The organism is Actinacidiphila bryophytorum (genome assembly GCF_016916835.1).
GTDB classification, from domain to species: Bacteria; Actinomycetota; Actinomycetes; order Streptomycetales; family Streptomycetaceae; genus Actinacidiphila; species Actinacidiphila bryophytorum.
In genome coordinates this window covers 67660-93289 of the sequence record NZ_JAFFIX010000013.1, presented here as the reverse complement: position 1 = coordinate 93289, position 25630 = coordinate 67660, and the positions used below count along the sequence as shown (strand labels likewise).

21 protein-coding genes are annotated in these 25630 nt (G+C 74.2%); 14 read left to right on the top strand and 7 right to left on the bottom strand.

Going from position 1 to position 25630, the window contains the following annotated elements; translation table 11 throughout:
- The first annotated feature begins 802 nt into the window (after positions 1-802).
- From JT723_RS20070 to JT723_RS20060, 3 genes are read left to right on the top strand one after another with little or no spacing between them, the layout of a single operon-like run.
- Entirely contained in the window at positions 803-4933 is a 4131-nt protein-coding gene (locus JT723_RS20070) for a discoidin domain-containing protein (protein ID WP_205046092.1), read from the top strand.
- A gap of 55 nt (positions 4934-4988) precedes the next feature.
- Positions 4989-5999, top strand: coding sequence for a thaumatin family protein (locus JT723_RS20065; RefSeq protein ID WP_205046091.1), 1011 nt, complete (start codon positions 4989-4991; stop codon positions 5997-5999).
- A gap of 33 nt (positions 6000-6032) precedes the next feature.
- Positions 6033-6848: a class I SAM-dependent methyltransferase gene (locus JT723_RS20060; RefSeq protein WP_205046090.1), complete on the top strand. Its 816-nt coding sequence runs from the start codon at positions 6033-6035 to the stop codon at positions 6846-6848.
- A 48-nt stretch (positions 6849-6896) separates the two neighbouring features.
- Here the strand turns inward: JT723_RS20060 and JT723_RS20055 are convergent, their stop codons facing one another.
- Positions 6897-7751: a PhzF family phenazine biosynthesis protein gene (locus JT723_RS20055; RefSeq protein ID WP_205046089.1), complete on the bottom strand. Its 855-nt coding sequence runs from the start codon at positions 7749-7751 to the stop codon at positions 6897-6899.
- A 161-nt stretch (positions 7752-7912) separates the two neighbouring features.
- Here JT723_RS20055 and JT723_RS20050 point away from each other — a divergent pair, with 161 nt between their 5' ends.
- The 6 genes from JT723_RS20050 to JT723_RS20030 all read left to right on the top strand — a co-directional run bounded on the left by JT723_RS20050 (position 7913) and on the right by JT723_RS20030 (position 11789).
- Complete coding sequence (locus JT723_RS20050; RefSeq protein WP_205046088.1) at positions 7913-8440, top strand: GNAT family N-acetyltransferase; 528 nt, start codon at positions 7913-7915, stop codon at positions 8438-8440.
- A 72-nt stretch (positions 8441-8512) separates the two neighbouring features.
- Entirely contained in the window at positions 8513-8977 is a 465-nt protein-coding gene (locus JT723_RS20045; protein WP_205046087.1) for a low molecular weight protein-tyrosine-phosphatase, read from the top strand.
- Complete coding sequence (locus JT723_RS20040) at positions 8974-9834, top strand: fructosamine kinase family protein (protein ID WP_205046086.1); 861 nt, start codon at positions 8974-8976, stop codon at positions 9832-9834. The genes JT723_RS20045 and JT723_RS20040 overlap by 4 nt, the downstream gene beginning before the upstream one ends.
- A gap of 59 nt (positions 9835-9893) precedes the next feature.
- Positions 9894-10472, top strand: coding sequence for a carboxymuconolactone decarboxylase family protein (locus JT723_RS20035; protein WP_205046085.1), 579 nt, complete (start codon positions 9894-9896; stop codon positions 10470-10472).
- A 22-nt stretch (positions 10473-10494) separates the two neighbouring features.
- Complete coding sequence (locus tag JT723_RS35240) at positions 10495-10971, top strand: GNAT family N-acetyltransferase (RefSeq protein ID WP_240165895.1); 477 nt, start codon at positions 10495-10497, stop codon at positions 10969-10971.
- Entirely contained in the window at positions 10968-11789 is an 822-nt protein-coding gene (locus JT723_RS20030; RefSeq protein ID WP_307794043.1) for a PhzF family phenazine biosynthesis protein, read from the top strand. The genes JT723_RS35240 and JT723_RS20030 overlap by 4 nt, the downstream gene beginning before the upstream one ends.
- Positions 11790-11962: 173 nt before the next feature.
- Here JT723_RS20030 and JT723_RS20025 read toward each other — a convergent pair whose 3' ends face one another.
- Complete coding sequence (locus JT723_RS20025) at positions 11963-12310, bottom strand: winged helix-turn-helix transcriptional regulator (RefSeq protein ID WP_307794042.1); 348 nt, start codon at positions 12308-12310, stop codon at positions 11963-11965.
- Between the two features lie 106 nt (positions 12311-12416).
- Here JT723_RS20025 and JT723_RS20020 point away from each other — a divergent pair, with 106 nt between their 5' ends.
- The 3 genes from JT723_RS20020 (at position 12417) to JT723_RS20010 (ending at position 14872) form a co-directional block, all read left to right on the top strand.
- The gene (locus tag JT723_RS20020; RefSeq protein WP_205046083.1) at positions 12417-13367 is read left to right on the top strand and encodes an ornithine cyclodeaminase family protein; all 951 of its coding nucleotides are present in this window, start codon (positions 12417-12419) and stop codon (positions 13365-13367) included.
- 38 nt (positions 13368-13405) lie between these two features.
- Positions 13406-14191, top strand: coding sequence for an alpha/beta fold hydrolase (locus JT723_RS20015; RefSeq protein ID WP_205046082.1), 786 nt, complete (start codon positions 13406-13408; stop codon positions 14189-14191).
- A 69-nt stretch (positions 14192-14260) separates the two neighbouring features.
- Positions 14261-14872, top strand: a complete 612-nt coding sequence (locus tag JT723_RS20010) for an RBBP9/YdeN family alpha/beta hydrolase (RefSeq protein WP_205046081.1) — start codon at positions 14261-14263, stop codon at positions 14870-14872.
- Between the two features lie 205 nt (positions 14873-15077).
- Here the strand turns inward: JT723_RS20010 and JT723_RS20005 are convergent, their stop codons facing one another.
- Entirely contained in the window at positions 15078-15605 is a 528-nt protein-coding gene (locus JT723_RS20005; protein WP_205046080.1) for a pyridoxamine 5'-phosphate oxidase family protein, read from the bottom strand.
- Positions 15606-15770: 165 nt separating this feature from the next.
- Here JT723_RS20005 and JT723_RS20000 point away from each other — a divergent pair, with 165 nt between their 5' ends.
- A complete protein-coding gene (locus tag JT723_RS20000) occupies positions 15771-16745 on the top strand; it encodes an aldo/keto reductase (protein ID WP_205046079.1) in 975 nt (324 codons plus the stop codon).
- A gap of 78 nt (positions 16746-16823) precedes the next feature.
- On the opposite strand, the gene JT723_RS36190 is transcribed toward JT723_RS20000, so the two are convergent.
- Positions 16824-20795: an Ig-like domain-containing protein gene (locus JT723_RS36190; protein ID WP_205046078.1), complete on the bottom strand. Its 3972-nt coding sequence runs from the start codon at positions 20793-20795 to the stop codon at positions 16824-16826.
- Between the two features lie 236 nt (positions 20796-21031).
- Positions 21032-23419 (bottom strand): phosphoketolase family protein, encoded by a 2388-nt coding sequence (locus JT723_RS19990; protein ID WP_205046077.1) that lies wholly within the window; start codon positions 23417-23419, stop codon positions 21032-21034.
- Between the two features lie 185 nt (positions 23420-23604).
- Between JT723_RS19990 and JT723_RS19985 the strand changes: the two genes are divergently transcribed.
- Complete coding sequence (locus JT723_RS19985; RefSeq protein WP_205046076.1) at positions 23605-24195, top strand: signal peptidase II; 591 nt, start codon at positions 23605-23607, stop codon at positions 24193-24195.
- Between the two features lie 64 nt (positions 24196-24259).
- Here the strand turns inward: JT723_RS19985 and JT723_RS19980 are convergent, their stop codons facing one another.
- Complete coding sequence (locus JT723_RS19980; protein ID WP_205046075.1) at positions 24260-24706, bottom strand: MarR family winged helix-turn-helix transcriptional regulator; 447 nt, start codon at positions 24704-24706, stop codon at positions 24260-24262.
- Positions 24707-24938: 232 nt separating this feature from the next.
- Positions 24939-25625, bottom strand: a complete 687-nt coding sequence (locus JT723_RS19975) for a TetR/AcrR family transcriptional regulator (RefSeq protein WP_205046074.1) — start codon at positions 25623-25625, stop codon at positions 24939-24941.
- Between the last annotated feature and the right edge of the window lie 5 nt (positions 25626-25630).

The window sequence follows — 25630 nt, the reverse complement described above, 5'->3', positions numbered from 1 at the left end:
CCGGGCCGCCCGGCCGGCCGCCTGCCCGTGCCGGGCGGGCTTGCGGTGATTGTGGCGGGGGGCCGAGGGGGGGCTCCCGCGTGCCTGCCGGTGGCGGGCGGGCTCCGGACCGATCGCCCGTGCCGGGCGGGTTTGTGGCGGAGGTGTTGTGGTCGGCGGGTGCCCGCGTGCCTGCCGGTGCCGGGCGGGCTCGTGCCCGATGGCCTTGTGCCTGACGCGTCCGTGCCGGGCGGGCGTGTGGTTGCGGCGCTCTGCCCGCGTGCTGCCGCGGGACACGTCCGTGCCTGGTACGCCTGTGCCGCGGGCTCTTCGTGGCGGTGTTTGTGGTCGGCGGGTGCCCGCGTGCCTGCCGGTGGCGGGCTTGTGCCCGACGCGCTCGTGCCTGACCGCCCCCGCCTAACGGCTCGTGCGCCAAGCGCTCCTACGTGACGTGCTCGTGCGCCGCGAATCCTCTGCCGCATACGGCCCCGGCCCCCGCGTCCGACGCGGCCGCGCCCGGCACCCCGAACCACGCCCCGCCGTGGGCCACTTGTGCACGGACTTCCTGGGCCACTGCCCGGGCCGCCCGGCCGGGGGGCGGCCCTCTCGCCCCCCGGCCGGGGCACGCCCCGGCCGTCAATCCCACCCGGGGGGATTGACAACCGGCGGCCTGGGTTCCACTCTTTGGCAACGTTGTCATTCATTCCGCGAGGCTCCCGCAGGGACCCTGGCGGTGCGCTACGGCAACGTTGTCATCAGGGGCCGCCGGCATCACCCCTGAGGGCTGCTCAGCAGGACTCGCACTCGTGATTGGACCTCGCGCATGGCGCATCAGTCGCACCCGCCGCACCCCTCGCACCGCGGGGCGGAACCGTCGCCCCGCCCCTCCCGGCGGTCCGTCGTCGCCACCGGCTCGACCCTGCTGGCCGGATTCGGGCTCGCCGCCGCCGTCCCGGGGGCGGCGTCCGCCGCGGCGCCCGGCGCGCAGCCGGGGGCGAAGGTGCCGCCGGGCGAGCCCGGCGGCCCGGGGGAGCTGGCCGCGTACCGCCCGGTCGCGGTGTCCTCGACCGACTACGCGCCCACCCCCGCCGAGTTCGCCGTCGACGGCCTCAACTCGCCCGGCGTGCGCGGCACCGGCTGGCGGGCGGCGGACGGCGACCCGCAGTGGATATCGGTGGACCTGCAGGGGGACTGCCAGGTCACCGCGGTCCGGCTGACCTTCGAGGGAGACGCGGGCGACCCGGTCTTCACCAAGCCGGCCTCCGGCAACTGGGCGGACGGCACCACGGGCCGGGAGATCCTGTCGAGTTACGCCGTCGACTTCGTGGTCGAGACCTCGCGCGACGGGCGCTCGTGGACCAGCGTCCACCGCACCACCGCCGGTACCGGCGGCGTCGTGGACATCGAGCTCGACCAGCCGGTCACCGCCCGCTGGGTGCGGATGACCTCGCGCAAGCGGTCCAACCCCAACCCGCTGGGCCTCAACGGCTTCGAGGTGTACGGCACCCCGCCCGCCCACCGGGCGGGCGCCACCGGGTGGACCGACTGGGGGCGGCACGACCACAAGGCGCCCGCGCTGTCCGTCGCCGCCGACGGGACCGTGCCGCTGGAGTCGGGCTGGACGCTGACCATGGACGACTGGGCCGGCGGCGAGGGCGCGGACCTGTCGCGTACGACCGTCGACACCGGCGGCTGGCTGCCGGCGACCGTGCCGGGCACGGTCCTGGCGTCGCTGGTCGACCAGGGCAAGCTGCCCGACCCGGTCGCGGGGCTGAACAACCTGCACATCCCCGAGGCGCTGTCCCGCCACTCCTGGTGGTACAAGCGGGACTTCGAGCTGCCGCGGGGCCTGCCGGCGGGCCAGGGCCGCCGGGTGTGGCTGGAGTTCGACGGGGTCAACCACCAGGCCGACATCTGGCTCAACGGCAGCCACGTGGGCGGCCTGACGTACCCCTTCGCGCGTTCCGCGCACGACGTCACGGCCCTGCTGGCGGCCGAGGGCGGCAACGCGCTCGCGGTGAAGATCACCCCGATGCCGACCCCCGGCAGCCCCGGCGACAAGGGACCCGCGGGGGAGTCCTGGGTGGACGCGGGTGCCGGGCAGATGAACCTCAACTCTCCGACCTACCTGGCGGTTTCCGGCTGGGACTGGATGCCCGCGGTACGCGACCGGGTGTCCGGGATCTGGAACCACGTCAGGCTGCGCTCCACCGGTGACGTCGTGATCGGCGACCCGCGCGTGGACACCGTCCTGCCGAACCTGCCCGACACCTCCGTGGCGGAGGTGACCTTGACGGTGCCGGTGCGCAACGCGAGCGGCACCGACCGCGCCGCCACCGTCTCGGCGTCCTTCGGCGACGTGCGCGTCTCGCGCAATGTCACCGTCCCGGCCGGTCAGAGCCTCGATGTGACCTTCGCCCCCGACGCGTTCAGCCGGCTGCGGGTGCGCAATCCCCGACTGTGGTGGCCGGCCGGCCTCGGCGAGGCGGCCCTGCACGACCTGACGATGACGGTGACCGTCGGCGGCACGCAGAGCGACCGGCGTACGACCCGGTTCGGCATCCGGCAGTTCGGCTACGAGTACAAGGTGCCGCTGCCCTTCTCCGGCAGCGGCGACGCCTACACCCAGTCGGTGGACGTCGGCCCGCGCAGCGCCCGCTACGTGCGGATCAACTGCCGGACCCGGGCGACCGGTTGGGGCAACTCCCTGTGGACGGTGGCCGTCGTCGACAGCACGCAGCCGTCGGTGGACCTGGCGCTGCACGCGACGGCGACCTCCTCCTCGGTGGACGAGGACGACCACGGCCCCGGCAACGCCACCGACGGCAACCCGGCCACCCGCTGGTCCTCCGCCTTCGAGGACGACCAGTGGCTGCAGCTGGACCTGGGCGCGGTGCGCTCCTTCGACCGGGTGGACCTCACCTGGGAGCAGGCGTACGCCAGGACGTACGTGGTGCAGGTCTCCGCCGACGGTTCGGCGTGGACCGACGCCGAGGCCGTCGACAACTCGGCGGTGCCGCTGCCCTTCAACGGCGGTGACGCCAGCCTGCAGACCGAGGACTTCGACCCGGTGACCGCCCGGCACGTGCGAATCGACTGCGGGCTGCGGCAGACCAGTTGGGGCAACTCGCTGTGGTCGCTCTCGGTGGTCGACAGCAACCGGGCCGACACCGACCTGGCCCTGCACCGCACCGTCACCGCCTCCAGCGAGGACCCCGGCAACCCGGCGGTCAACGCCACCGACGGCAAGCCCGGCACGCGCTGGTCGTCGGAGTACGCCGACCACCAGTGGATCGCGGTCGACCTGGGCTCGGCGCAGACCTTCGACCGGGTGTCGATCCTGTGGGAGGCCGCCTACCCCAAGACGTACGTCATCCAGGTCTCGGACGACGGGCAGTCCTGGACGGACGTGAAGTCCGTGAAGAACTCGCCCGATCCGCTGCGCATCAGCGTCAACGGGGTGCGCGTGCTGTGCCGCGGCGGCAACTGGGGCTGGGACGAACTGCTGCGCCGGATGCCCGCGGAGCGGATGGACGCGGCGGTGCGCATGCACCGCGACATGAACTTCACCATGATCCGCAACTGGGTCGGCAGCAGCGACCGCGAGGAGTTCTTCGCCGCCTGCGACGAGCACGGCATCCTGGTGTGGAACGACTTCCCCAACGCGTGGGGCATGGACCCGCCGGACCACGACGCGTACAACGCCCTCGCCCGCGACACCGTGCTGCGCTACCGCAGCCACCCCTGCGTGGTGGTGTGGTGCGGCGCCAACGAGGGCAACCCGCCGCAGGCGATCGACGACGGCATGCGCGACGCCGTGCAGTCCCAGGCCCCCGGCATCCTCTACCAGAACAACTCGGCCGGCGGGATCATCAACGGCGGCGGCCCGTACAACTGGATCGAGCCCGAGCGCTACTACGACCCGGCCTCCTACGGCAGCAACAGCTTCGGCTTCCACACCGAGATCGGCATGCCGGTCGTCTCCACCGCCGAGAGCATGCGCAACATGGTCGGCGACGGCCCGGAGTGGCCGATCGGCGGTGCCTGGTACTACCACGACTGGAGCGAGCACGGGAACCAGGCACCCCAGAACTACAAGGCCGCCATCGAGGCCAGGCTCGGCACCGCCCGCGGTCTCGACGACTTCGCGCGCAAGGCGCAGTTCGTCAACTACGAGAACACCCGGAGCATGTTCGAGGCGTGGAACGCCCATCTGTGGGACGACGCCAGCGGGTTGATGCTGTGGATGTCCCACCCGGCGTGGCACAGCACCGTGTGGCAGACCTACGACTACGACTTCGACGTCAACGGCACCTACTACGGGGCCAGGTCGGCGTGCGAGCCGCTGCACGTCCAGGCCGACCCCGTCGACTGGCAGGTCATCGCGGTCAACCACACGGCGAGCGAACTGCGCGGCGCCCGCGTCACCGCGCAGGCCTACGACCTGGACGGGCGCCCGCTCGGTGCGGCCCGCAGCGCCAGGGTGGACGTCGCCTCCGCAGCGGTCGCCGAGGCCTTCACCGCCGGGTGGACCGACGCCCTGCCCGACCTGCACCTGCTGCGGCTCGTGCTGGCGGACGGGCGGGGGCGGGAGCTGTCCCGCAACCACTACTGGCGCTACCGCACCCCGGCCGCCATGACCGCGCTCAACTCGGCGCGGCAGGTGCGCATGTCGGCCTCGATCGGCCGGGTCACCGCCGACGGTTCGCGCCGCGCGCTGACCGCGACCGTACGCAACCGGGGTGCGGGTGTGGCCGCGATGGTGCGGTTGTCGCTGCTCGACCGGGCCACGGGCGAGCGGGTGCTGCCGACCCTCTACGGCGACAACTACCTGTGGCTGCTGCCCGGTGAGTCCCGCCAGGTCATGCTGTCCTGGCCCGCGCACGCGCTGCCCTCGGGGCGGCCCGAGCTGCGGGTGGAGGGCTACAACAGCCCGGCGGTCACCGCGAGATGAGTGCCGCGGACCGGCGTTCTTGTTATCGCGAGGGCGCCGGTCCGGTCTCCTGGGCATGAGTCACGCAACGACACGCAGGCGGCACCGGGTCCGCCCGGTCTGGCCGCGGACCGCGGCGGCCCTCGTGGGGGTCGTCGCCGTCGCACTGGCCGTCTGGCCGGCCTCACCCCGGGGCGGCGGCTCCGCCGGCGGCGGACCGGCCGCCGTACGCTCCGCGGCGAGCAGCGGCCCGGCGGCCACCGCAACCAGCCCGGCGCCGTCCGCACCGACGGCCGCGCCGACCGCGACCGTGACGACCACCCGTCCCGTACCGACACCGCCGCCCAGCCGCCGGGCGGGCACCCCCACCACGCCCCCGGCGGCCGAGAAGGCGCCGTCCGCCGGCAAGTCCGCGCCCGCCGGCCGGCGCAGCATCGTCATCGTCAACCACACCTCGCAGACCGTATGGGCCGTGGCCACCGGCACCGCCGCCTACCCCCGGGGCCGCGAACTGGCCCCCGGCGCCGCCACTTCGCTCGTGGTCGGAAACTCCTGGGGCGGCCGCATATGGGGCCGCACCGGCTGCACGGGCGACGCCTCGGGCCACTGCCTGACCGGCGACTGCACCACCACGTGCGGCGGCCCCGTCACCCCCACCACGCTGGGCGAATTCACCTTCGACGCCTTCGACGGCATGGACTTCTACGACGTCAGCATGGTCGACGGGTCCAACCTGCCGATGTACGTGAACATCTCGCACACCGCCACCACCGACCCGCTCACCCCCGCCGGCTGCTACCGCGGCACCTGCACCCGGGCGGTGGACTGCCCCACCGCCATGCAGGCCACCGCAGGCGGCCACGTCATCGGCTGCAAGCCGCCCTGCGCGGCCTTCGGCGGCGACACGTACTGCTGCCGCGGCGCCTGGGCGGGACGCGAGCACTGCGTCCCGGCCAAGTGGCCGGTCGACTACACGCAGGTGTTCAAGAAGGCCGAACCGTACGCGTACTCCTACGCCTTCGACGACGCGGCGACCATGGCCTGCAAGGGCGCCTGCTACTACCGGGTGACCTTCGGGACGAGCTGAGGCCCGCCCGGGACACGCCGTAGCATGGGCCGGATGCGCGACGACACGCCCGACGAGAGGCGCCGGGTCCTGCTCGGAAGGACCTTCGACGAGGACGCGGAACTCTACGACCGGGCCAGGCCCGGGTACCCGCCCGAGCTGTTCGCCGACCTCGACGAGCTGGCCGGCACCGGTCCTGGATGCCGGGTCCTGGAGGTCGGCGCGGGCACCGGGAAGGCGACGGTGCCGCTCGCCCAACGGGGCTGCCGGATCACCGCGGTCGAACTGGGCGCGAGCATGGCCGCGGTGGCGCGGCGCACCCTGGCCGGCCACCCCGGCGTCGAGGTCGTCACCGCGGACTTCGAGAGCTGGCCGCTGCCCGCCGAGCCCTTCGACACGGTGGTCGCCGCGACGGCCTTCCACTGGATCGACCCGGCGGTCCGCATGGCCAAGGCCGCGGACGCGCTGCGGCCCGGTGGCGCGCTCGCGGTGGTCGCCACGCACCATGTGGCGGGCGGCACCGAGGACTTCTTCGCCGAGGTCCAGCGCTGCTACGAGCGCTTCGACCCGGCCACCCCGCCGGGCCTGCGCCCCTCGGCCGCCGCTGAGGTCGACACCGCGGGCCACACCGCGGAGGCCGCCCGCAGCGGCCGCTTCGGGCCGGTCGTCCATCGCCGCCACGAGTGGGACCTGAGCTACACCACCGGGCAGTACGTGGACGTCCTGCGCACCTACTCGGGGCACCGCGCCCTGCCCGCCGCCTCCCGCGAGGGCCTGCTGTCCTGCGTCGCCGGGCTGATCGACACCCGCTACGGCGGCCGGGTCACCAAGCGCTACCTCACCGAGCTGCGGGTGTGCAGGACGGTGTGACAGCCGGGGGCGCGTACGACGACCGGGGCCTGCACGACGACCTGGCCCTCAGCCGATCCGTGCGCCCGTGCCGGTCACCCGCACCCGCGGGTCGCCGTCGCGAAGCTCGACCCTGAGCGTGCCCGGGCGGCCCATGTCGGCGCCCTGGTGGAGGGTGAGCACCGCAGAGGCCGGCACCAGCGACAGCTCCCGCACGTACGCGCCGAAGGCCGCCGCCGCCGCGCCTGTCGCCGGGTCCTCGACCACTCCGCCGACCGGGAAGGGGTCGCGGACGTGGAAGGTGCGCTCCGACTCGCGCCACACCAGCTGCACGGTCGTCAGGTCCAGGCGGTGCATCAGCGCTTCGAGGCGCGCGAAGTCGTAGTCGAGGTCGGCCAGCCGCCCGCGGGTCGCGGCGGCGAGCACCAGGTGGCGGGCGCCCGCATAGGCGATCCGCGGCGGCAGCGCCGGGTCGAGGTCCGCCGCGGGCCAGTCGAGCGCGGCCAGCGCCTCGGCCACGTCGGCCGGGTCGGCGGGCTCCACGGACGGTTCGACGCTGGTGAGCGTCGCCCGCAGCTCGCCGTCCTCGCGCACCACGCTCACCGGGACGCGGCCCGCCGCGGTGCTGAAGTCCAGCTCGCCGGGACCGTCCCGCTCGGCCAGCGCGACGGCGGCGGCGACCGTCGCGTGGCCGCAGAAGGACACCTCGGCCTTCGGGCTGAAGTAGCGGATCGTGTACGCGCCCGGACCGTCCCCGGCGGTGAGGAACGCCGACTCGCTGTAGCCCAGCTCGGCGGCGATGGCGAGCATCGAGGCGTCGTCGAGCCCCGACGCGTCGAGGACGACACCGGCGCGGTTGCCGCCCGCGGGGTCGGCGGAGAAGGCCGTGTAGTGCAGGACCTCGGTCCCTGGATTCGCAGTCACACCCCGGCCAACCCCGCCGGCCGGCGGCTCATTCCCGCTCGTTCCCGCTCGTTCCCGCCGGGAAAACCAATTGGCCTGACGGTCGCACGCTGCGACAATGCGCGCTCACCCCCCCCACGCCGTCCGAGTCGCCCGCACCGCACCGCACCGAGGAACAGCACATGCACAGCACCACCCGGATCCGCCTGGTCGAGCCCTCCGACGCCGAACCGATCGCCGAGCACCGCGTACGGGACGAGGCGGCCTTCCGCCAGTGGGAACCGGAACAGCCGGCCGACTTCTTCACCGCGGAAGGCCAGGCCAGGCGGATCGGGAACCTGCTCGCAGGACACCGGGCGGGCACGGTCTGGCCGGGCGTGGTGCTCGCCGGCGACCAGGTGATCGGCCAGGTCACCATCGGCGGCATCCTCCCGCAGCCGCACCTGCGCCGCGGCTCTGTCGGCTACTGGATCGGCACCGTCGCCCAGAACCAGGGCCACGCAGGGCGCGCCCTCGGCCTCGCCCTCCAGGTGATGGCCGGTGAACTCGGCCTGCACCGCGCCGAGGCGTCCACCAACCTGGAGAACCTGCCCTCGCAGCGCGTTCTGCGCCGCAACGGCTTCACCCCCTACGGCGTCGCGCACTCCTCCATCCGCCTCGACGGCGAATGGCACGACGGGCTGCTGTGGGAGCGGATCCTGAGCGACTGACGGGGCGCCCACCTCTCTACGGGCAGTCGGCCGCGCCACGCGCCCTGCCGCAGGCGGCCATAGTGTGGTGCCGTGCACATCAGCTTCGTCTGTACGGGCAACATCTGCCGGTCGCCGTCCGCCGCGCTCGTCATGGCCGAGGAACTGCGCCGGGCGGGCCTTGACGACCGGGTGCGGGTCAGCAGTGCCGGGCTGGGCGGCTGGCACGTCGGCGACGCCATCGACTCGCGCGCCGCCGCGGTCCTGACCGCGCACGGCTACCCGATCGAGCACGTCGCCGCCCAGGTCGGCCCCGCCCACCTGGACGCCGACCTTCTGGTGGCGATGGACCGGGGCCACGAGAAGGCGCTGCGCCGACTCGCCGACGACCCGTCACGCGTACGGCTGCTGCGCTCCTTCGACCCGTCCGCGGCCGGCGCCCCCGACGTCCCCGACCCCTACTACGGCGGCCCCGACGGCTTCGAAGAAATGCTGAGCATGATCGAGGCCGCGATGCCCGGCCTGCTGCAATGGGTCCGCGACCACCTCGCCGAATGACCCCCGAAAGCCACGCCGCCGCGGCGGCCCGCCTGACGGGGCGGCGCGCCGGCAGCGAGCGCCGGGTGTCGGGTGCGGTCGCCGAGGTCGACCTCGGCGGCGGCCAGTCGGTGATGGTCAAGCGCGGGCACGGCCCCGGCGCGGCCGGGGCCGAGGCGGCAGGGCTGCGCTGGCTGGCCGACGCCGGCGCGGTCCGCGTGCCGGCCGTCCGCGGCGGCGACGACGTATGGCTGGTCACCGACCGGGTCGCGACCGGCCGCCCAGGGCCGCAGGCCGCGGCCCGGCTCGGCCGGGACCTGGCCGCCCTGCACGCCGCCGGCGCCCCGGCCTTCGGCGCGGCGCCGCCCGGTGGGCCGCGGGACGCCTGGATCGGCATGGCGCCGATGCGCAACACGCCCGGCGAGGACTGGCCGCACTGGTACGCGGAACACCGCGTGCTGCCGTATCTGCGGCAGGCCGTGGACAGCGGTGCCATGCCCGCTGCGGGGGCGGCGGCCGTGGAGCGCGTCTGCGACCTGCTGCCCGCGCTCGCAGGTCCCGCGGAGCCGCCGGCCCGGCTGCACGGCGACCTCTGGAACGGCAACGTGCTGTGGGGCGCCGACGGGCACGCGTGGCTGATCGACCCGGCCGCGCACGGCGGGCACCGGGAGACCGACCTCGCGATGCTGCGGCTCTTCGGCTGCCCGCACCTGGATCTGGTCCTCGGCGCCTACCGGGAGGCCGCGCCGCTCGCCGACGGCTTCGGCGCCAGGGTTCCGCTGCACCAGCTCTTCCCGCTGCTGGTCCACACCGTGCTCTTCGGCGGCGGCTACGCAGACCAGGCTGTTGCCGCGGCCTGCGCCGCGCTCGCCGCCTGACCCCGGAGCGGAGCAGACACCCATTGCTTCTTTTTCCGAAGCGGACTAGCGTCGTGTGCATGCTTCGATTTCCAAAGCGGGAAGGACCGCCGCGCGTCGCCCCCGCGGAACCGCCGCACGACGAGGCGACGGCCGCGGCCCTGGACGCGCTGGGCGGCCGGATCGCGCTCTTCCGGGTCTTCGCCCGGCGCCCCGAGCGGGCGCACGGGCTGCAGGGCTGGGGCCGCTACTACCTGTCCCGGCAGTCGGCCCTGGGGCTGCGCCACCGCGAGCTGGTGATCGGGCGCACCACCGTGCGATGCGGAGCCGAGTACGAATGGGGCGTCCACGTCGCGGTCTTCGCACGGAAGGCGGGCCTGGACGACGGGCAGATCCGCTCCCTGGTCGCAGGCGGCCACCAGGACCCCTGCTGGACCGACCCCGGCGACCGTGCGGTGATCCGCGCGGTGGACGCCCTGTGCGAGGCGCACGACCTGACCGACGCCGAATGGCGGGAGCTGGCCGCCGCGGTCGGCGAGGAGGCCGCCGTCGACCTGCTCCTGCTGTGCGGCTGGTACCACGCCGTCTCCTTTGCCGCGCGCGTGCTGCGGCTCCCGCAGGAGCCCGGAACACCCGCCTTCAGCGACTACCTGGCCTAGGGCCGGAACGGAGGACCACCCGATGCAGCTCAGGACCGCGACCACGGCCGACATCCCCGAGCTCGTCCGGCTGCGGGCCGTCATGCTCGCCGACCTCGGCACCGACCCGGGCGGCCGGGACGAGCGCTGGCGGCGGTGCGCGCGCACCTGGTTCGAGCAGCGGATCGCCGGGCGCGAGGACTGGACCTGCCTGGTCGCCGGAGCAGGTCCCGGCGGGCGGCTGCTGGCCACCGGCATGGCCTGGGAGACCTACCACCTGCCCGGCCCCGGGCGGACCGACGGGCGGCGCGGCTACATCGACGGCATGGTCACCGACCGCTCAGCGCGCGGAATGGGCCACGCCCGCCGTATCGTTGACGCCCTCGTCGCATGGCTGGACTCCCGCGGCATCCGCTACGTCCAGCTGCACGCGAGCCCGTCGGGTGCACCGGTGTACGCCGCCGCGGGCTTCACCTGCGCGCGCTATCCGGCTATGGACCTGGAGGTGGGGCACCGGTGACACTGCACGCGACCATCGTCCGCGCCTGCCTGCGCGACGGCCGGGGCGGCAGCCCGACCGCCGTCCTGGACGACACGGGCCTGAGCGACGCAGAACGCCGTGCGGTGCCGGCCGCAGCAGGCACCTCGCACGCCGTGTTCGTCTCCGTGCCCCGGGAGGGGCCGGTGGGACTGCGCTTCTTCACCGCGACGGAGGAGCTGCCCGCCTGCGGGCACGGCACCGTCGCCGCGCTGGCCGTACTGGCCGAGCGCACCGGCCGGGAGCGGTTCGACCTGCGCGCGGGCGGCCGCCTTTTCGCCGGCGAGGCCACCGCGGGCGAGGCCGTCTTCGATCCGGGCCCGATGGAGCTGCGCGAGGCCGACCCGTCGCAAACCGGCCCGCTGCTGCGCGCGTTGGGGATCGACCGGGCGGAGTGCCGTGTCGCCTCGGTCGGCCGGCCGCGGCTGCTCGTCCGCGTACCGGACCGGGAGACGCTGGCCGCGCTGGCCCCCGACCTGGCGGCGCTGCGGCAGGCGTGCGACCGGGCGGGCCTGCTCGGCGCCTACGTCCACAGCGCCCCGTCGCCGGACGGACGCGCGGCGGCCCGGATGTTCGCCCCCTCGATCGGCGTGCCCGAGGACGTGGCCAACGCCAACAGCACCGCGTGCCTGGCCGCGCACCTGGCGGGCCGCCGCCCGTCCACCCTGCGGGTCGACATGGGCGACTCCCTCGGGGCGCCCGCCACCGTGGTCGCCACCGCAGGACCGGGTCCGAGCGGCCCGTGGGTCCTGGTGGGCGGCGCCGCGGAGACCGGCCCCGCGGTCGCGCTGGGCCTCTAGGCCGTGTTTTGGAAGTCCCGCCTGCCCCGCGACGCCTGGCACGCACGCTCGCTGCGTTGTCGGAGTCGTCCGAGCAGGCCCACTACGAGGACGACCCTCCGCCTTGCGATCGCACGCACCGGACGCCGCGGGGCCCGCCCTGTGGGCGGACGGCGCTACTTCCAAAACACGGCCTAACGGTGGTCTTCTTCGCCGGCCAGCGCCGCCGCCCACTCGCCGGACCACCGCATCAGCGGGCGCAGTGCCTGGTAGGCGCCGCGGCCGAGCTCCGTGAGGCGGTAGGCGGCGTCCGGCTGCTGCTCGACGACGCGCGCGTCGAGGAGTTCGGTGAGGCGCTGGCGCAGGACGCTGGAGGACATGCCGTCGCAGCGCTGCTGGAGGGCGCGGAAGCCGAGGGTGTCCTCGCGCAGCTCCCAGACGATGCGCAGGTTCCACCGGCGGCCGAAGAGGTCGAGCGCGGCCATCACCGGGCGGCCGGTGCTCGACCCGCGGACCGGGGCTCCCGGTTTCGGCGCTGGCACCGTGTCACCTCCGCCCTCTGTCCGCGTGGGGTTCCCGGTACAGTACCGTCCTGACGGCGATTCTGTTTCCGAAGCGGTGCGCGTGTCCACGCGGGAAGGAGGACCGGTGACGCTCCTGCTCTCCCGATCCGACCTGGAGTCCGTCCTCGACCCCGGCACCTGCGTCGAAGCCCTCCGGCACGGTTTCACCGCGGCCCCGGGCCGCTCCACCGCCCGCCGGGTCGCCGTGCCGCTGCCCGGCGGCTCCGCGACGGCGCTGCTGCCCGGCCTCGTGGCCGGCATCCCCGCGTACACGGTGAAGGTCAACGCGAAGTTCCCCCACTCCCGGCCCGCGCTGCGCGGCGTCGTCTGCCTGCACAGCCTCGACTCCGGCGAACTGCTCGCGCTGCTCGACTCGGCGACGGTGACCGCATGGCGCACCGGACTCGCCGCCGCCCTCGGCACACACGTGCTGGCCCGGCCGGACGCGCGAAGCGTCGCCGTGATCGGCGCGGGCGCTCAGGCCGAGCTGGTGCTGCGCGGGCTGCCGGAGCTGCGCGAGGTGACCGGGCTGACCGTCCACGACACCGCGCAGGACCGTGCCGCCGACTTCGCGCACCGGCACGGCGACCGGCTCGGCGTGCCCGCGGGCGTCGCGCCAAGTGCCGCCGACGCAGCGGCGGGCGCCGACGTCGTCGTGACCGCGACCTGGGCGCGGCAACCGGTGCTGTACGCGGCCGACGTGCGGCCCGGCGCCCACGTCACCTCGCTCGGCGCCGACGAGCCCGGCAAGGCGGAACTGGGAGCGGACCTGCTGCGGCGCGCCCGGGTCGTGGTGGACGACGTGGCACTCGCCGCCGAGACGGGCGCCCTGGCCGGGGCGGAACCCCGCCTGCGGGAGGCGGCGAGCACGCTCGGCGAGGTCCTGCGCGGCGACGCACCGGGCCGGACCGGGGACGCGGAGACCACCGTCTACGCACCCGTCGGCCTGCCCTGGCAGGACCTGGCCGTCGGCTGGGCCGCCTACCGGGCAGCCCTCGCCGCGGGACGCGGCCGGGAGGCCGACCTGCTGGCCTGACCGGTCCCTTGCCGCCGCCCGCGACTCACGGAGGAACGATGCCCCACGCCCGCGCCCACGACGGCACCCGGCTGGCCTTCCAGCAGCAGGGTGCGGGTCGGCCGCTGGTGCTGCTGGCCGGCCAGGCCTGCGACCACACCTGGTGGGACCGCGTTCGGGCGGACTTCCACGGCACCCGCAGCACCCTCACCACGGACCTGCGGGGCACCGGCGCCAGCGGCAAGCCCGACGTCCCTTGCTCCACCCCCGGCTTCGCCGACGACGTCGTCGCCGTCCTGGACCACCTGGGCATCGAGCGGGCCGACGTCTACGGGACGTCCATGGGCGGCCGGGTGGCGCAGTGGGTCGCCGCCCGGCACCCCGACCGCGTACGGCGGCTCGTCCTGGGCTGCACCTCGCCGGGCGGCCGCCATGCCGTCGAACGGTCCGCGGACGTACGGCGTACGCTCGCCGGCCCCGACGCGCAGGCCGCGCTCGCGGACATGATGTACACGCCCGCCTGGCGGGCCGCCCACCCCGGCCCCCACCCCACCCTCGGCGACCCGGCGATGCCCGCGTACGCCCGCCGCCTCCACCTGCGGGCCAGCAACGCCCATGACGCGTGGGACGCCCTGCCCGGCATCACGGCGCCCACCCTCGTCCTGCACGGCGAGGACGACGTTCTCAACCCCGCGGCCAACGCCACCCTGCTCGCCCAGCGCATCCCCGGCGCCCGGCTGCACCTCCTGCCGGGCGCCCGGCACGCCTACTTCGACGAGTGCCGCCCCCTCGCGAGCGAGCTGGTGGCGGACTTCCTCGACGAGCCGCTGGAGGGGGCGCAGTAGATTGGGTGCCGCAACCCGAGGCGGGGACAAGGGCGTCGGCCTCATCGACACGGCGAGATGTGAGCAGCCATGACCGACGTCCCCGACCCGCGGCGCTTCGTGATCCTGCACGGCTGGGAGAACCACCGGCCGCCCGGGCACTGGCAGCACTGGCTGGCCGGGCAGCTGACCGGGCTGGGCCACGACGTGGCCTACCCGCAGCTGCCGGATCCCGACGAACCCGGACTCGCCGTGTGGCTGGCGGAGTTGCGCACGCTGCTGGCAGGCCCGCCCGGGCAGCGGGTCACCGTCGTCTGCCACAGCCTGGCCTGCGCGCTGTGGCTGCACGCGGTGGCCGCCGGGCAGCAGACGGCCCCCGTCGAGCGCGTTCTGCTGGTCGCCCCGCCCTCGGGCAGCTTCCTGCGGCAGCACCCGCAGGTCGCGGCCTTCGCCCCGCCGCCGCTGACCCCCGGGCAGGTGGCCGGCGCCGCCGGGCACACCCGGATCGTTTGCTCGCCGGACGACCCCTGCTGCCCGGAAGGCGCCGCCGCCGAGTTCGCCGCCCCCCTGGACCTGCCCGCCGACGTCATCCCCGCCGGCGCCCACCTCAACCCGGCCTCGGGCTACGGCCCCTGGCCCGCCCTCCTCGCCTGGTGCCTGAACCCCGCGGTGGACAGCCCGATCGGCGGCCGAGCGCCGTAGCCCGGGTCGCCCATGGCATGGCCCGGCGGCCGCCCCCGCGGCGGACACCCCGATCGCCGGGCGGGCGCCGTAACCCTCGCCCGGGTCGGCCACGGCAGGGCCGGCAGCCGGCAACCCCGGCAGCGGAGTCCCCGTCGGCGGCCGGGCGCCGGAGCGCCGGGCCGGGCGGCGGGGCACTGCCGTCCGCCGCAGCCGGGCGGCGGGGTCAGTCCCGGCGGCCGCGGGCGTCGAACTCCGCCGCCGAACTGCCGCCGGGGAAGCGGGTCGTGAAGTCCAGCACGCCCACCCACAGCGGGCGTACCGCGATGCGCGCCATGCGCACCCCCGGGCCGTCGACCGCCGCGGCCTGGGCGTCGCCCGCCTCGTCGCTGCCGGCGTAGCGGCGCAGGGCCGAGCGGTAGTCGGGCGCTATGCCCTCGACGTCGGTGACCTCGGCCCGGCCGCGGATCAGCAGGGCCTGCGGCGGGGCCGTTGCGGCGTCGACGGTGAGGGCCACGTCGGGGCGGGCGCGCAGGGCCGCGATCTTCCGCGCCGGGTGGAAGGTCGACAGGACGACCTCCTCGCCGTTCCAGTGGAAGAGCATCGGGAAGACCCGCGGCGTCCCGTCGGCGGCGACGTAGGCCACGCGGGCCAGTTCCCTGGACGCCAGCAACCGCTGGGCGACCTGGCTGTGCAGCAGCGCCACGTCGCCCTGCGGAAGGGCGGCGGTCTGCTCGGGGGTGGGTACGGACACGGTGGGCTCCTCGCCTCGGCGACCGCGCTGCTCGCGGTCCGCGTACCCGTGCGTCGAACGGCGCGGCCGCGGATCGACACGGTGCACGTCGGACCTGCGGGAGTGCTCCCCGCCGCGCCCCCACGCGCCCGGCGGCGGGCGGGCGCGGACGTAGGCTGGTCGGCCATGGACTATCTGAAACTCGGCTCGACCGGTCTCGACGTCTCCCGTGTGTGCCTCGGCTGCATGAGCTACGGCGTTCCCGACCGCGGCACCCACGGCTGGACGCTGGACGAGGAGGCCAGCCGGCCCTTCGTCCGCCGGGCCGTCGAGGCCGGGATCAACTTCTTCGACACCGCGAACGTCTACTCCGACGGCACCAGCGAGGAGATCGTCGGCCGGGCGCTGGCCGACTTCGCCCGCCGCGACGAGATCGTGCTGGCCACCAAGGTGCACGGCAGGATGCGGCCGGGACCCAACGGCGGCGGCCTGTCCCGCAAGGCGATCCTCACCGAGATCGACCACAGCCTGCGCCGGCTCGGCACCGACTACGTCGACCTCTACCAGATCCACCGCTGGGACCCGCTGACTCCGGTCGAGGAGACGATGGAGGCCCTGCACGACGTGGTGAAGGCCGGCAAGGCCCGCTACATCGGGGCGAGTTCGATGCACGCCTGGCAGTTCTCCAAGGCGCAGTACCTGGCCGAGCGGCACGGCTGGACGCGCTTCGTCAGCATGCAGAACCACTACAACCTGCTCTACCGCGAGGAGGAGCGGGAGATGATGCCGCTGTGCGCGGACCAGGGCGTCGGCGTCATCCCGTGGAGCCCGCTGGCCCGCGGCCGGCTCACCCGGGCCTGGGACGCGAGCGGCAGTGCGCGCAGCCGGAGCGACGGGTGGGGCATGAGCCTCTACCGCGACACCGACCGGCGCATCGTGGACGCCGTCGCGGGCATCGCGGACGAGCGCGGGGTCACCCGCGCCCAGGTCGCGCTGGCCTGGCTGCTGCGGCAGCCGGGGGTGACCGCGCCGATCGTGGGGGCGACCAAGCCGCAGCACCTGGAGGACGCCGTCGCCGCGGTGGACCTGCGGCTGAGCGACGAGGAGTGCCGCCGTCTGGAGGAGCACTACACCCCGCGCGGCATCGCCGGCTTCGCGTAGGCCGCACGGCACGGGGCAACGCAGGGGAGCGGCCCGGCTGTTCGGCCGGACCGCTCCCGCGTCTGTGTCAGGCGCCCGCTACGCCGCCGTCACCGCCACGGTGGCGGCCTGCGCCGGTGTGCCGGTCGGGTCCTGCGCGGTGGCGGTGAGGACGTGCGGCCCCGCCGCGAGCCCCCCGGACCCGGTGCAGGTCCACGTTCCGTCGTCCGCCACGGCCGCCGTGCACAGCGCCGCCCCGTCGGACGTCACGGTCACCGTCGCACCGGGCTCGGCGGAGCCCGACACGGCCGGGGCCGTACCGACGGTGTCGCCCGCGGCGGGCGAGCCGATCGTGATGGGCGGTGCGAAGTCGGCGGCGTTCGGGACGCCGTCACCGCTGATCTTCACCGCCACGCTGTGCACGGTGACCTGGCCGCCGCCGTTGCGCAGCCGGAAGTCGGCGGCCGAGTGCTGCTGCCCGCCGAAGTAGGCGTCGGTGGCGGTGACCGTCGCGGTCTTCCAGGTGTTGCTGCCGGTCAGCGAGATGCCGGAGGTGGACTTGTAGGGGTCGGAGGTGCCGTTGTCGTACTGCACGGAGAAGGACCCCGTGCCCTGGTCGTAGTAGGAGACGGTGAAGGTCGCCGTGTAGTAGCCCGCGTGGGCGACCGAGTCGTCGATGTCGAAGTAGATGTTGCTCTGGGTGCTGGTGCGGGCCGAGCGGCCGTCGATCACCGAGGCGGTCGTCGGGCCGTCGAAGCCGCCCGAGGGCCGCTCGTCCTGGGCCATGCCGTACGCGTGGTTGTCCGCGCCGACGACCGCGCCGACCACGGCGGTGCCCGGCGGCAGGTCGGACGCGTCGAAGGCGACACCGGCCGAGGCGTCGCTGACCAGGCCCGTCGGGTCGGCGACCGTCGCGGTGGCGGTCTGCCTGCCGGGTGTGAAGCCGCCGTCGGGGGCGCAGCTCCAGGAGCCCGCGTCGTCCGCGGTGGCGGTGCAGAGCACCTTCGCGGCCTCGCGTACGGTCACCGTGCCGTCGGGGATCGCTGTGCCGGACACGGCGGAGGCGAGCTTGACGGTGGCGCCGGTGCGCGGGGTGGTGACGGCCGGGGCGGGCGGGAAGGCGTGCCGGTCCTGCACCCAGGCGCCGGTGACGGTCATGCCGACGCTGTGCACGGTGACCGGGCCGCCGGCCGAGTGCAGCCGCAGGTCGGCGCCGCCCTGCTGGAGGCCGCCGAAGTAGCCGCCGCTGAGGGTGACCTGTGCGGTCTTCCAGGTGTCGCTGCCGGTCAGGGCGATGGTGCCTGCCTGGCGGTAGCGGTCCTGCGGCCCGGCGTCGTACTCCACGGACATTGATCCGGTGCCGGAGTCGTAGTACGACACGGTGACCTCGGCGTCGTAGGACCCGGTCGCGGCCACGTCGTCGCCGACGTCGAAGGACAGGTCGCCCTGCGCCGTACGGGCGCTGAGCCCGGCCACGTCGGCGGCCGTGCTGGGGGAGCCGGGGTCCTCGGTCTGGGTGAGGCCGTAGCTGCGGTTGGTGCCGCCGAGCACGGTGCCGACGGTCGAACTGCCGGACTGGACGGCCGAGTCCAGGCCGAGCTTGACCCCGCCCAGGTGCCGGGCCGCGGTCGGCGCGGTGCCGGTGACCTTCGCGAAGGGCAGCGCCGTGGTGGGCGCCGCGGCCTGCTGGACCAGGTAGGACGTGCCGGCCTTGACCGGGACGTCGAGCAGGGCGGCGGTGGACGCACTTACGACCACGTGGCCGTTCGTGCCGTCCACGACCTCGGTGCGCTGCCCGGGCCAGGGGTTCTTGACCCGCAGGGTGCCCGAGGTGCCCGCCTCGATCGCGGCGGTCACCAGCCTGCCGCCCTCCACCTGCACGTCGACCTTGCTCCTGCCCTTGATGTAGACGCTGCCGGCGCCGTCCCACTGGGAGGGCCAGGCCGGTGCGAAGCGGATGACGCCGTCGAAGTCCTGTGCCAGGGCCTCGCCGACCGCGGTCGCGACGCCGGACTCCTGCTCGATGTAGGGCTGGTAGCCGACCGAGTTGCCGAGGTCGGCGAAGCCGTTGGGGTAGACCTGGTGGCCCTCGGTGAGCGAGATCAGGTTCGCGCGCACCTCGTCGGGGTTCTGCAGCCGAGCCGCGTCGATGGCGTCCATCGACCAGTCGTTGCCGCCCTTGTTGGGCCGGTGGGCGTAGCTGCGCTGCTCCAGCGCGAACAGCCCCGGGTCCTGGTCACTGACGGTGTTCCAGGGCCACAGCGGCTCCAGTTCGATGTTCTCGCCGTTCCTGCGCTGCGCCGCGGGCTCGTAGGAGATCGCCAGCATGTCGGTGCCGGTGGCGTCGGCCGCCGCCGTCTCGGCCTGGGTGTAGCCGGGGTTGAGCAGTTGGCTGCGGGTGGCCTGGTCGGTGCGCGGGTAGGGCGGGATCTGCCGCTGGGCGGTGGCCACCCGGGCCACCAGGGCCTTGTCGGCGCCGCGGTCGGTGCCGAGCACGGCGGCTATCCGCCCGATCAGCGGGAAGACCGCCTGGTCGAGCGCGATGTCGGTGGTCGGGTCCTGCACCGCCCACTGCGTCTCGTGTGCGTTGGCGTTGGCGTGCAGCAGGCCGTCGGCGCCCACCGTCTGGTAGGCGAGCTGGAACTCGGTGACCGACTTGATGAAGGGCCAGTAGCGCTTCAGCGCTGCCTTGTCGCCGGTGGCCTCGTACTGCTCCCACATGTAGAGGGCGATCTCCGGCCCCGAGGAGATGTCCAGGGCGTTCCAGTTGGGGCTGCCGGGCTCGCTGCACGAGCCGTTCTCGCCGACGCCGGGGGAGATGCCGTTGCCGTTGAAGCGCATGGTCTCCGACACGCAGGAGCCGGGGCGCCCGCCCATCTGCTGCTTCGTCCATGCCTCGATGGCGGGCAGGTCGTCGGCGTACATGTCGAAGATCGGGGTGTTGAGCCGGTAGTTGCCGCTGCTCATGTTCGCGGCGATCTGGGTGCGCAGGTTCCACAGCCAGTACGCCGACGGGGTCCATGTCTGGGTGTCGCGGTTCCAGGCGAACATGTCGGCCTCGCCGGCCTGGCTGCCCGGGTAGATGCCCTTCTTCATCGACGCCGCCTCCTCGTAGAGGTACAGCGTGCGCAGGTTCTCGATGTACTCGGCGCTGCCGTCGGCCGAACTCATCGCGATCAGCCCCGAGTGCGCCCAGAAGTCGCCCCACCAGCGGTCCTGCGGCTTCATCAGCTGCTTCAGGGGTGCGGTCGCGTCATGGCCGATCACCTCGGCCGCGGCCTTGGCGGCGTCGCCGCCGGTCCAGCCGGGGGAGGCCACGACGACCCGGAAGGTGCCGTCGGGGTGCGGGCTGAAGCTCACCTTGACCTGCGTGGGTCCCGCCACGGTGGTGGTCACCCGGCGGCCGCCCGCGGTCAGGGCGGCCAGCGACCCGAAGGTCTTGCCGCTGCCGATCGGCGGGGCGCCGTCCACCCAGGTCTCGGCGAGGGTGCCGACGGTGCCGGACACGGCTGCGGTGGGCTTGCGCGGCGCCCACAGGTTGACGGTGGCGGTCTGCGGTACGTCCGGGTCGGCGCCCGCGACGTCGACGACCAGCTCGTCCTTGTCGGCGGCGACCCACGCCGTGAGCGACATGCCGCCGCCGGACTCGCGCAGCACCCCGTCGGTGAGGTCGAGGTGCCCGTGGAAGTCGGCGGCGTGCGAGATGACGGACAGGCCGGGGATGGTCAGCTGGCCCGGCGACTTGCGGTCGGGCATGGTGTCGGAGCGGTTGAGCTGGGCGGTGAAGCCGCCCGCGGCCCAGGCGGCGACCCCCAGCGACCCGTTGCCGAGCGGCATGGACGCGATGGGGTCGGGGTTGGGCGAGCCGAGCACGATGTCGGAGCGGCTGACGACACCTGCCGGGTCGAGGGTGAAGTCTCCGTGGTGCCATGCGGTGGTCGGTCCCGCGGCTGCGGCGGCGGTACCGGTGTCCGCGACGGCGGCGCCCGCGAGGGCGGTGAGCGCCGCCGAGCACAGGGCGACGGCCCGTCTGTACGGAACCCGCCGGCGACGGCGGGGGAGTTTCTGCACGATGCCCTCCAGGGCGATACGGCTTCAGTCAACGGTGTTGACGTAGTAGTCCGATGAATGCACCTGCTTCCGCACGCAACTCCTCAGCCTCGTGCGGAAACAAGGCGTCAGGCGCACGTAACATCGGATGACTGTCGTTCTAGACCATCCATGGCGACGGCGTAAAGACCCCGGACGCACGAAAGTGCCGGTCCGCGGACTCCCCGCGGACCGGCACGCGCTCCTGCGCCCGGCGGTCAGACCTGCCAGCTCCAGTCGGCGACCTCCGGCAGGTCGGTGCCGTGCTCGCGGATCCAGCTGTGGTGGCGCAGCCGCACCTCCTCCATCCGCTGGCGCACCGCCGCGGCGGTCACCGGCAGGCCGGGGACCCGGTCGATGACGTCCATCACCAGGCGGTAGCGGTCCAGGTCGTTGCGCAGCACCATGTCGAAGGGCGTCGTCGTGGTGCCGATCTCCTTGTAGCCGCGCACATGCAGCTGCGCGTGGCCGGTACGGCGGTAGGCCAGCCGGTGGATGAGCCAGGGATATCCGTGGTAGGCGAGGATCACCGGCTTGTCCGGCGTGAACAGCGCGTCGAACTCCGCGTCGGTCATGCCGTGCGGGTGCTCCTCGTGCGGCATGAGCCGCGCCAGGTCCACGATGTTGACCACCCGGACGCCCAGTTGTGGCAGGTGGTGGCGCAGCAGCTGGGCCGCCGCGAGCACTTCGAGGGTGGGGACGTCGCCCGCGCAGGCCAGGACGACGTCCGGGCCGCGCCTGACGTCCTCGGTGCCGGCCCACTCCCACAGCCCCGCACCCCGGGCGCAGTGCGCACGGGCCGCGTCCATGGACAGCCAGTCGAAGCTGGGCTGCTTGCCCGCGACGACGACGTTGACGTAGTCCCGGGAGGCCAGCACGTGGTCGGCGACCGACAGCAGCGTGTTGGTGTCCGGCGGCAGGTAGACGCGCACCACCTCGGGGGCCTTGTTCAACACGTGGTCGACGAAGCCGGGGTCCTGGTGCGAGAAGCCGTTGTGGTCCTGGCGCCACACATGCGAGGTCAGCAGGTAGTTCAGGGACGCCAGCGGACGGCGCCAGGGCAGCGCCCGGGTGGTGCGCAGCCACTTGATGTGCTGGTTGGCCATCGAGTCCACGATGTGCACGAAGGCCTCGTAGCAGGAGAACAGGCCGTGCCTGCCGGTGAGCAGATAGCCCTCCAGCCACCCCTGGCAGGTGTGCTCCGACAGGATCTCCATGACCCGCCCGTGCCGGTCCAGGTGCTCGTCCACGTCCAGCACGTCCGCCTGCCAGGCCTTGCCGGTGGCCCCGTAGACGTCCTGCAGCCGGTTGGACGCGGTCTCGTCCGGGCCGACCAGCCGGAAGTCGCGGCGGCGGGCGCTGTCGGCCATCACCCGCTCCAGCATCGCGCCCAGCACCCTGGTCGGCTCGTGGAGGGTGCCGCCCGGGGTGTCGACGGGCACCGCGAACTCCTCCAGCGGCGGCAGCGGCAGCTCGCGCAGCAGCAGCCCGCCGTTGGTGTGCGGGTTGGCGCCCAGCCTGCGGTCGCCGTCCGGCACGCACTCCATGACCTGCGGGCGGGGCCGCCCGTCGGCGTCGAACAGCTCGGCGGGGCGGTAGGACTGCAGCCACTCCTCCAGCTGGCGCAGGTGGTCCGGGTTGTCCCGCACCGCCGACAGCGGCACCTGGTGCGCCCGCCAGGTGCCCTCGACGGGCAGCCCGTCGACCTCGGCAGGACCGGTCCAGCCCTTGGGGGTGCGCAGCACGATCACCGGCCAGCGCGGCCTGGCCGTGGCGCCCTGCTCGCGGGCCGCGCTCTGGAAGGCGGCGATACGGTCCAGCGCGGTGTCCATGGCCGCGGCCATCGCCCGGTGGACCGCCGCCGGGTCGTCGCCCGTGACGTGGATCGGGTCGTGGCCGTAGCCGCGCAGCAGTTCGTCCAGCTCCTCGCGGGGCAGCCGGGCCGGCACCGTGGGGTTGGCGATCTTGTACCCGTTCAGGTGCAGGATCGGCAGGACGGCGCCGTCGTGCACCGGGTCCAGGAACTTGTTCGAGTGCCAGGACGCGGCCAGCGGGCCGGTCTCCGCCTCGCCGTCGCCGATCACGCAGGCCACGACCAGGTCCGGGTTGTCGAAGGCGGCACCGTAGGCGTGCGAGAGGGCGTACCCCAGCTCGCCGCCCTCGTGGATCGAGCCCGGCGTCTCCGGCGCCACATGGCTGGGCACCCCGCCGGGGAAGGAGAACTGCCGGAAGAGCTTGCCCATCCCGGCCGCGTCCCGGGTGACCTCGGGGTAGGTCTCGGTGTAGCTGCCCTCGATCCAGGAGTTCGCCAGCACCGCGGGGCCGCCGTGGCCGGGGCCCCACACGCAGATCGCGTCGAGGCCGCGGGCCTTGACCACCCGGTTCATATGGGTGTGCACCAGGTTCAGGCCGGGCGAGGTCCCCCAGTGCCCCAGCAGCCGCGGCTTGATGTGCTCGGGGCGCAGCGGCTCGGCCAGCAGCGGGTTGCCCATCAGGTAGATCTGCCCGACGGCGAGGTAGTTCGCGGCCCGCCAGTGGGCGTCGAGCGCCCGCAGTTCGTCCTCGGTCAGGGCCGCGGGCGGGCGGGTGGTGGACGCGTCGGGCATCGGGGACCTCCAGTCGGCGACGGTGTCTGAGCCCAGCCTTCCCGCCCGCCGCCGCGGGCAGCAGGGCCGTTCGGGGCAATGTCGCCGATCACGCGGACACCGGGGGAGCCGGGCGGCGGGCGTACGCTCGACACGGGACGGCGGGTCGGCCGCCGTACGGCCGGGTGAACGCGGGAGGGCCGCCGATGCGGATGCCGGTGTGGATGCGGGTGCGGGTGCCGGTACGGGGTTCCCTCCGGGGGCCTGCCCGGGGCGGGGGAGTGGCGCAGCGGGTGCTGTGGATCACCGCGGCCGCGGGGCTCGCGCTGGACCAGGTGACCAAGGCCGTCGCGGCGGTGGCCGTCGAGGGCCACCCGCCCAGCCATGTGCTCGGCGGGCACGTCACCTTCACCGCCTACCGCAACTCCGGCGCCGCCGGGTCCTTCGCGCCGCGCGCGACCCTGGTCTTCACGGTGCTCGCGATCGGCGTGCTCGCCTTCATCGCCCGCACCTCGCCGACGGTACGCACCAAGGGCTGGGCGCTCGGCCTCGGCCTGATCTTCGGCGGCGCGGGCGGCAACCTCGCCGACCGCATCTTCCGCACACCGGGTTTCGGGCGGGGCGCGGTGCTGGACTTCATCCAGGTCGGGCACGGCGGGATCTTCAACCTCAGCGACCAGTGCGTCATGGCGGGGGTCGTGACGGTGATGATCCAGCTGCTGCGCGGTGTCCCGCTCAGCGCGGCGCAGCCCCCGGCGGAGCCCGCCGCTGCTCCCTGCGGCGGCCCGCCGCTGTGAGACCCGCGGCGCCGTACGGCCCGCAGGTGCGCCGCACCCGTGTGCGGCGGGCGCCCCCAGGCGCTCACTCCGCCGTGTCGTCCTCCGCCGCCATCGCCCGCAGCAGCGCGGGCAGCCCGATGGACAGGGCCTTGTGCTCCTCCTCGGTGAGCGCCGCGAACCAGCGCTCGTGGCGCTGCTTGGTCGCCTCGGCTATCTGCGCGGCGGCCCGCTCGCCCGGGGCGGTCAGCACCACCTTCTGGAAGCGGCGGTTGTCCGGGCAGCGGGCCCGCTCGACCCAGCCCTTCTCCGTCATGCCGGCCACCAGCCGGCTCACCGTGCTCTTCTCCAGTCCGAGGTACGAGCCGAGTTCGTGCTGCACGCAGGGGCCGGCTGCCAGGTAGCCCAGCGCCAGCGACTCCGAGAGCGAGGCGCCGAGTCCGGGGACGACCCGTGACGGGTCGAGCACTCCGCGCCGTCTGAACAAGCCGTCGATCGCCAACTCCAGCACGTCGTGCGGTCCGGCGGGCATTACCACCTCCGTGGGCTGCGTCGAGCAGCCCTCAGTGCCACGCTGCCCTGAGGCAGTTGTTATGTACAACTCATAGGTTGTTCCTGCTTTCCGCGGGTGCCGGACGCCGCCCCCGGTAGGTCGTCCCGGACTGCGGAATCGGGGGGAGAGTCCTCACGGTACATCCGCGGACGGGGCAAGCCGTACGGTGCGTACCCAACGAAACCGCCCGTGACCGGGAGCGGACGGTACGTCAGTCTTGGTGCGTACCAAGGAAGTCGGTCGGGTGCGTGTGCGGACCGGGGGAGTCCGCCCGGCGCCCACCAGGGGCATCCGCCGCCCCCGCAGTCAGCAGCGACACGATCGTGGTGCTGACCAGATCCCCCGCGGCGTCCGCGTCGGTCCGCCCCGAGCCGACCTCGCCCGCGGCCAGGTGCATCAGCGTGTAGACGGTGGCCACCAGCCAGTCCAGCGGCAGGTCGGTACGGAAGGCCCCCTCGGCCCGGCCGCGGGCCAGCAGCCGCTCGATCCGGTCGAGCACCAGCCCGGCGTACTCGCGCAGCCGGTCGGCGGGCAGGTTCGCCGACGCCACCAGGTACAGGTTCCTGTGCCGCTCCAGCACCTGCCACGACGAGCCGAGCAGCCGCGCCAGCACCTCGCGCGGCGGCCCCTCCTCCAGCGGGAGCTCCGCCAGCGCCCGGTCGGTCTGGGTGAAAGCCCGCTGCAAGGCCGCGTCCACCAGCGCCTCGCGGGTCGGGAAGTGCGAGTAGAGGGTGACCCGGCTGACCCCGGCGGCCCGCGCGATGGCGGACATGTTGAACTCGCCGTCGGTCGGCACGCACTCCAGCGCCGCGTCCAGGATCGCGGCGATGCTCCGCTCGGCGTCCGAGCGGCGGCGCCTTCCGCCGCCGCTGCGCAGGGCCGGCGAGTGGTCGTCCATGGCCA

What these genes read in the sequence shown, in the direction of transcription:
- JT723_RS20035 (WP_205046085.1), top strand. Translation starts at nt 9,894, where the DNA reads ATGCTTCGATTTCCAAAGCGGGAAGGACCGCCGCGCGTCGCCCCCGCG.
- JT723_RS35240 (WP_240165895.1), top strand. Translation starts at nt 10,495, where the DNA reads ATGCAGCTCAGGACCGCGACCACGGCCGACATCCCCGAGCTCGTCCGG.
- JT723_RS20060 (WP_205046090.1), top strand. Translation starts at nt 6,033, where the DNA reads ATGCGCGACGACACGCCCGACGAGAGGCGCCGGGTCCTGCTCGGAAGG.
- JT723_RS20040 (WP_205046086.1), top strand. Translation starts at nt 8,974, where the DNA reads ATGACCCCCGAAAGCCACGCCGCCGCGGCGGCCCGCCTGACGGGGCGG.
- JT723_RS19985 (WP_205046076.1), top strand. Translation starts at nt 23,605, where the DNA reads ATGCGGATGCCGGTGTGGATGCGGGTGCGGGTGCCGGTACGGGGTTCC.
- JT723_RS20070 (WP_205046092.1), top strand. Translation starts at nt 803, where the DNA reads ATGGCGCATCAGTCGCACCCGCCGCACCCCTCGCACCGCGGGGCGGAA.
- JT723_RS19975 (WP_205046074.1), bottom strand. Translation starts at nt 25,625, where the DNA reads ATGGACGACCACTCGCCGGCCCTGCGCAGCGGCGGCGGAAGGCGCCGC.
- JT723_RS19980 (WP_205046075.1), bottom strand. Translation starts at nt 24,706, where the DNA reads ATGCCCGCCGGACCGCACGACGTGCTGGAGTTGGCGATCGACGGCTTG.
- JT723_RS20015 (WP_205046082.1), top strand. Translation starts at nt 13,406, where the DNA reads ATGCCCCACGCCCGCGCCCACGACGGCACCCGGCTGGCCTTCCAGCAG.
- JT723_RS20065 (WP_205046091.1), top strand. Translation starts at nt 4,989, where the DNA reads ATGAGTCACGCAACGACACGCAGGCGGCACCGGGTCCGCCCGGTCTGG.
- JT723_RS19990 (WP_205046077.1), bottom strand. Translation starts at nt 23,419, where the DNA reads ATGCCCGACGCGTCCACCACCCGCCCGCCCGCGGCCCTGACCGAGGAC.
- JT723_RS20000 (WP_205046079.1), top strand. Translation starts at nt 15,771, where the DNA reads ATGGACTATCTGAAACTCGGCTCGACCGGTCTCGACGTCTCCCGTGTG.
- JT723_RS20050 (WP_205046088.1), top strand. Translation starts at nt 7,913, where the DNA reads ATGCACAGCACCACCCGGATCCGCCTGGTCGAGCCCTCCGACGCCGAA.
- JT723_RS20010 (WP_205046081.1), top strand. Translation starts at nt 14,261, where the DNA reads ATGACCGACGTCCCCGACCCGCGGCGCTTCGTGATCCTGCACGGCTGG.